This is a genomic window from Patescibacteria group bacterium (assembly GCA_020148045.1).
Lineage (GTDB): Bacteria > Patescibacteriota > Minisyncoccia > Minisyncoccales > GWA2-38-27 > JAHCRG01.
The window spans coordinates 1-4,972 of sequence record JAHCRG010000001.1; the positions used below are offsets into that span (position 1 = coordinate 1).

A 4,972-nucleotide genomic window follows, 5' to 3' on the forward strand; every position below is an offset into this window, starting at 1 on the left:
ATTGTTTAAATTGTTATCATAAAAATAGTTTGATACCCAATATTCTGGAATAAGCTTGTAGCGATAAACTATTTCTCCAATTACTCCTGGCTTTGGGGAATAAATTCCGAAAAAATCAGCAACATGTACATCCTTGCCAACTTCTTTGGATTGAAGATACACAGCACCAGTCGGGATCCATAAAACTTTAAAATCTTCAGGCTGCTTTTGTAACCAATTGCTTATTTCATTATAGTCCTTAGGAAAAATATTGGAACTTATCATCCTGCCACCGAAGTTTCCTGATAAGTAAGGAAATATATATATAGCCAAAATTATTAGTAATATAATTTTTGCCAGGATATTTTTTTTAAAGCTTTTCATTCTTTTATGAATTTCATTTAAAGCAAAAGCTGATAGCAATGAAAGGCAAAGAGACAATATAATTAAAATTTTAGATATATCGCGAAATATTCCAAGAAAAAATATATTTTTTCTTATAAGATATATAGAGAAAGAACTGCTGGCAAAGAATATTATACATATTGAATAAATAGAGAAAAATAAAATATTTTTCTTCTGCTCACTTTTATAGAATAAGATGGAACTAAATGCCAATATAGGCAAGAAAAAAGCGGGAAAACCTTTGAAAATAGAATTTAAAGAAATAGATTCATATTCAGGAAGATAAAATCCCCAAAGCCTTAAAGAATCTACAATCTTATATTTTAATCCTCCCCAATCTTGAGGCCTTATAGCAGCCAACTCTTCTGAGCCATGAAGAATTGCAGGAATAAGCCAGAAAGACTCAAGCAAAAAGAATAATATAAATATCAGCAAAAGGGAGCGGCTAACCCTTTTAATCTTATCTTTTCTATCATTATTAAATAGAATTAACATAAATGAGTAAGGAATAATGATCATCATAGAGAGGGCAAAACCAAAAACAGGTGAGGTATGAATCATAGAAAAAGTAATAAGAATAGCATAAACTTGCCAATGATGGCTTTCCAGAGCTTTTAAGAAAAGAAAGAATGACAGGGGTAAAAAAGCATAGCAGGATGTATGAGCATAACTCCCTACCATGTTTATCCAATTGAATAATAAAGGGGAAGACATATAAATTACAGAGCCAAAGATCGCCGCGAATTTACTAACATTAAATTTTATAAATAAAAGATAAGCCGACAAGCCTATTATAAAAAGAATTGCAAATACTGACAATTTTGAATAGATTGCTCCACTGACTCCCAAATATCCAAATATAGCATTAATTGTTGTTTGATGGATTCCTGATAACCAAAGAGGATTAGCTCCCATACCAGTAAAAATACTGAAATTCCTCCATGAATAAAAAGATTGATTAAAAGATTTAATCAGCTGAATCATCTCCGGGGGAATTGACCAGTCTATACAGGCTAATGTTCCAGTGCGAAATAATAAATTCCTTGTATATACAAAAGATAAGAATAATAATATTGCAAGAACAAGAATCTTGAATTTGTCAATATGTAATCTCTTTTCCATTACTTAACAATTACCATTTAAATTTATATTTTTCGTTTCTTTTTAAGAAAATTATTTTATTAAAGATATCTTGCAATAGAGTGTTATGTTGCCTCTTTTCAAGCGGGCATTAATCATCTTTTAACCATAGTGACATGCCAACTATAAGCAAATCTGGATAAAAATTTAGGAAATCTTGCTAATCCAATTTGCCAATGAGGTATTCCCAGATAGACACCATATATTTCTATGGATTTTACGTAAAACTTTTTTAGCAATTGTCTTAAATCCCCTAAACTATATTCTCTAATATGCACCACTTCCCCCAAGCCAGGACCTGAACCATACCTATGAGGGAATCTAATGGGTCTGCCATATAGATATCTAATAATTGCTGTTAAACGTAAACGATTTGGCGTTGTGAAAAATAGAACGCCACCTTTTTTTAAGACTCTTAAGCTTTCAGCGATAAAAAGTTCATCATCTGTAACATGTTCAATAACATCTCTGGAGATGACCCCATCAAATGTCTCATCATCAAATGATAAATGCTGGGCATCTTCAATTTGAAATGCAATGTCATCTGCTATTTTGCTCCCTTCAAAACGCTTTACTATGTCGGTAGCACTAAGGGACTCACAATAAGGGCGAATATATTTTTTGGCAATTTCCCCGCTTCCGCAGCCAATCTCCAATATCTTACCTTTCCCATTTTTAATATTGGCTACCGCCTTCGCTATATTTTGGCGGCAAAGCTTATGATAAATTTGCCTTTCAAATTTTCTTTCTAATTGATTTAATGATAAGCTCATTACTTTTAATCTAAACTTTTTTATTATAATATTTTAGCAAATTGAAGCAAAGATTATTTTATGCCATTAATATAAATCACCGGCCAAAAAGGTCTCATAGTAACCATTTTTTTTGCCATTTTTTTTAATAACTTATTTTTGAAAAACTTGAATTCATAATAAGTTTCATAAAAACCTATGTCAATTTTCTGAAAACCTGAATTCTTGAATATTCTTTTTATTTTTCTTTTTGTAAAAGACTTTTCATATCCAAACATCATCAACTTTTCTTTTAATATGTTAATTTGAATAAATTTACAAAGTTGCTTTATAATTGGAATATCAGGGATATTACCTGAAAAGAACGAATAAGGATAACTTAAGCAAAATAATGGAACAGTTGCGGATAAAATTCCTCCCTTTGTCAAAATATTTCTCAATCCTTCAACTGCAATCTGTGTATTTTCAAAATGTTCTATTGAACCACCAGCAAAAATAAAATCAAAAACCGAATTCTTAAATGGTAGCCTAGTTAAATCACCACAAATAAAGTATCCATTTAATCCCTCTTTTTGAAAGTGAGATTTTGCTGTTTTTAAGGCTACATATGAAATATCTAAGCCAAAAACATATTTTACTCCCTCTCTTGCCAATAATTGAGCATTTTTTGCTGTGCCACATCCAGCTTCTAAAAAGGCTAAATTATTTTTATATTCTCTAATTATTTTCCCTGAGGGAGTTTCTCTTTCTTGATATGGCCATAATTTCTTTATATGTTTGAAACTGTCAACTGTATATAGATCATCCAATGGGTCATCAACAACTCCATCCCCTTTAATATACCGTTCATCCCATTTTTTTTTAATTTTTATTATATCTTTTGTGAGCGTATTTCTAGGAGGCAAAAGAATAGGAATACCATTCATTATTTTATATTCTTTTGCACAATTATCGTTACAGCATACAAGGCTATCTTTAGATAAAAATAAATCTGATTTACATATTGGGCATGCTAAGAATTTTAGTAATTCTTCCATAAGTAGCTCCCAAGTTTGATATATTAAAGCTCTTTAGTATTTTAGTCACTTTATAAATTTCGTTCATTCCTTATATATATTCAACTAACTTTATATTAAAGAACTTAGTGCAAAGTTGAAGATATAGTTCCAATCAAAAGAGGAAGCGAAAGCTATCGCATTTTTTCTGCTTCTCTTATAATATTCATCATCTACAAGTAGTTTTGCCACTGCATTAATTAGATGAATCTTATTATAGTCTATAACAATTCCTGCTGCCTTCTCCTTAATATCTTTAGCGATATTTGGTACATTCGTTATTATTACTGGAATTCCGCATGCCATATAAATCTTTATCTTTCCGGGATCGCAATACTGCTTGTACCCATGATCAAGATGTGGATAAGGCGCGACACCGATAGCGCACCTTGCTAAAATCTCTTCCATCTTTCTGTCATCCTTTATAAATCCCTTAAAATAAATGGAATTTGCTACTTTTAATTCTTTAGCTCTAATTTTCAATTCCTTTTCCAAATTACCTGTGCCTATTATAATTAATTTAGCATCGGGAAATTTTCTTTTAATAGCAGGAAATGCTTCGATCATTAATTGAATCCCCTGTTCTTCGCTTAATTGCCCCATATAGGCGATATCATAACGATTAATTTTATGGAATGGTAGCCTTTTAATCTCTTTAAAATTACATCCTAAAGGAACAACAGATTGAGGAGCGCTTTTGGCTCTTAAAACACCAGCTTTTTCTCTTTCATCTGCCATGACTGGAGAAACATTCCAGATTTGATCGCAGTGATAACAGCAAATTTTATCAATCCGGTGATAAATTGCATTTAAGATTTTGTTATTAAACCTTATGGGAACATAATCTATAGTGTAAAAAATAACCTTTTTAGCTTTCCCAAGCTTTTTTAGAATTAATCCAGAAAAGCAATTTAGATTATCAGCGCAGATAATTAAATCGAATTTAGTTGCAGTGAAATATGTCCACATAATACTGTATACTACATCTTTTATATATAAAAGAATTTCAGGCAAATTCCATCTAATAGCTTTCTTTATTTTAATTAGATTTCCATTAAAATATTTTTTGTAAAAAGATCTTATATCTTTGGAATAAGAAAACGGATGCCCAATAAAAAGCAAATATTTTACTTTTCTTTTTAAATATTTCTCTAATGCTTGAGATGGCCCGCTAGTAAAAGTGTGCGTAATTATAGCTATTTTCCTTTGTTCTATCAAAAATTTCTGCCCTCCAAATATTTCTAAGCAGAATATTTTATGAAATATGCATCTAAACCTTTAAAGATAACCTATATTCTTCAATCATTTCTGATATACCATATTCTAAAGGAGTAGAAGGAACAAAGCCCCCTGTTACTCTTTTTAGCTTTGATATATCAGCAGCTCTTCGAGGATACCCTTCAGGTTTTGATAAATCAAAAAATACTTCATTATGGATGCCTGCTAGATTTTGAATCATTTTTAATAGCTCTTTCATTTTTATTTCCTTACCATGTCCAATATTTATAGGGTCTGCCTGTGCATATTTCTCAGTCACCAATAAAACGCCAGCTGCAAAATCTCTTACATGGAGAAAAGATCTACTTTGATTTCCGCTTCCCCAAACTATTATCGGATTGTTGCCATCCATAACTTTTTTTA

At 31.0% G+C, this 4,972-nt stretch carries 5 protein-coding genes; all 5 read right to left on the reverse strand.

Annotated elements, in window-relative coordinates; all coding sequences use genetic code 11:
• Positions 1 to 1,506: hypothetical protein (locus KJA13_00005; GenBank protein ID MBZ9577410.1), on the reverse strand; the 1,506-nt coding region annotated here is incomplete at its 3' end.
• Between the two features lie 113 nt (positions 1,507 to 1,619).
• Positions 1,620 to 2,297, reverse strand: coding sequence for a class I SAM-dependent methyltransferase (locus KJA13_00010; protein ID MBZ9577411.1), 678 nt, complete (start codon positions 2,295 to 2,297; stop codon positions 1,620 to 1,622).
• Positions 2,298 to 2,350: 53 nt separating this feature from the next.
• The gene (locus KJA13_00015; GenBank protein MBZ9577412.1) at positions 2,351 to 3,313 is read right to left on the reverse strand and encodes a methyltransferase domain-containing protein; all 963 of its coding nucleotides are present in this window, start codon (positions 3,311 to 3,313) and stop codon (positions 2,351 to 2,353) included.
• Positions 3,314 to 3,403: 90 nt separating this feature from the next.
• Positions 3,404 to 4,549, reverse strand: a complete 1,146-nt coding sequence (locus KJA13_00020) for a glycosyltransferase family 4 protein (protein MBZ9577413.1) — start codon at positions 4,547 to 4,549, stop codon at positions 3,404 to 3,406.
• 52 nt (positions 4,550 to 4,601) lie between these two features.
• Positions 4,602 to 4,972 (reverse strand): NAD-dependent epimerase/dehydratase family protein (locus KJA13_00025; protein ID MBZ9577414.1); only part of this gene is annotated, 371 nt, incomplete at its 5' end.

Excerpts from the sequence above, each read along its gene's own strand:
- KJA13_00010 (MBZ9577411.1), bottom strand. The coding sequence starts at position 2,297 with ATGAGCTTATCATTAAATCAATTAGAAAGAAAATTTGAAAGGCAAATT.
- KJA13_00015 (MBZ9577412.1), bottom strand. The coding sequence starts at position 3,313 with ATGGAAGAATTACTAAAATTCTTAGCATGCCCAATATGTAAATCAGAT.